A 1,046-nucleotide genomic window follows, 5' to 3' on the forward strand; every position below is an offset into this window, starting at 1 on the left:
ACGCATCATCGGCGAATACGATGCGGATGTCACATTCGGCCAGCGCCGCGTGCTGCTCGTCTGGAACCGGCTGATCTTCCCCGATGGGCGCTCGCTGGTGCTGGAGCGTATGCCGGGGACCGATGCCGCGGGCTATGCCGGGCTGGAGGACAGCGTCGATTACCACTGGGGAGAGCTGATGAAGGCGGCCGGGCTGTCGACGCTGCTGGCGGTCGGCACCGAACTCGTCGCCGGCGACGAGGAAGACCGGCTGATCCGCGCCATCCGCGACGGCGCCCAGGATGCTGTCAACCAGGCCGGTCAGCAGATCGTCCAGCGCCAGCTGCAGGTCGCGCCCACGCTGACCGTCCGGCCGGGATTCCCGGTCAGGATTCTGGTGGGGCGGGATTTGATATTCGAGAATGCCGGAGGATGACATCATGACGAAGCTGAAGCTCGGACCCATCGCGGACGATGCGCCGGTGAAGCTTACCGTCGAACTGCCCGCCGGTCTGCACAGGGACCTGGTGCTTTATGGCGAACTGCTCCGCCGCAGCGGCATGGGCGGGCCAGGCGTCGCTGTCCCGCCGCAGAAACTCGTGGTGCCGATGCTGGAGCGGTTCCTCGCCTCGGATCGCGGGTTTGCGAAAGCAAGGCGGAACGTCAATGCTGGGCGCAGAACCGAGGACTGAACGATATTAGCCCAGCCAACACCTGCGGCTTAGGCACGCATACCAAATGTCGTCCTGCGTGTTGGGGATCACCTCCTCTGGCAGTAAGCCCACCTCGCCTAAACCAATCCCAGCCAGCGCGGCAGTGCCAGCGAAAGCGCGGGGATGAAGGTCGTCAGCATCATCACCGGCAAGGCGACGAAGGCCATCATGCGCAGGGCGGGACCGACCGCCTGATGGACCGAAGCGCGTCCGATCCGGCAGGCCATGAAAAGCACCGGCGCCATCGGCGGGCTGTTCGCGCCGATCACCACCGAGGTCGCGACGATGGCGGCGAAATGCACCGGATGCACCTCGACCGAGACCATCAGCGGCAGCAGCAGCGGCGCGATCACC

General features: G+C 65.8%; 3 protein-coding genes. 2 read left to right on the top strand and 1 reads right to left on the bottom strand.

Features of this window, described 5'->3' with window-relative positions; genetic code table 11:
- Positions 1–415: TrbI/VirB10 family protein (locus AQY21_RS11640; RefSeq protein ID WP_161906005.1), on the top strand; the 415-nt coding region annotated here is incomplete at its 5' end.
- A gap of 4 nt (positions 416–419) precedes the next feature.
- On the top strand, positions 420–671 hold the full coding sequence (locus tag AQY21_RS11645) for a DUF2274 domain-containing protein (protein WP_058097825.1): 252 nt from the start codon (positions 420–422) through the stop codon (positions 669–671).
- A gap of 98 nt (positions 672–769) precedes the next feature.
- Here AQY21_RS11645 and AQY21_RS11650 read toward each other — a convergent pair.
- A partial coding sequence (locus AQY21_RS11650; RefSeq protein WP_152988206.1) for a TRAP transporter large permease subunit occupies positions 770–1,046 on the bottom strand: 277 nt, incomplete at its 5' end.

It is taken from the genome of Paracoccus sp. MKU1, from assembly GCF_001447385.1.
GTDB lineage: Bacteria > Pseudomonadota > Alphaproteobacteria > Rhodobacterales > Rhodobacteraceae > Paracoccus.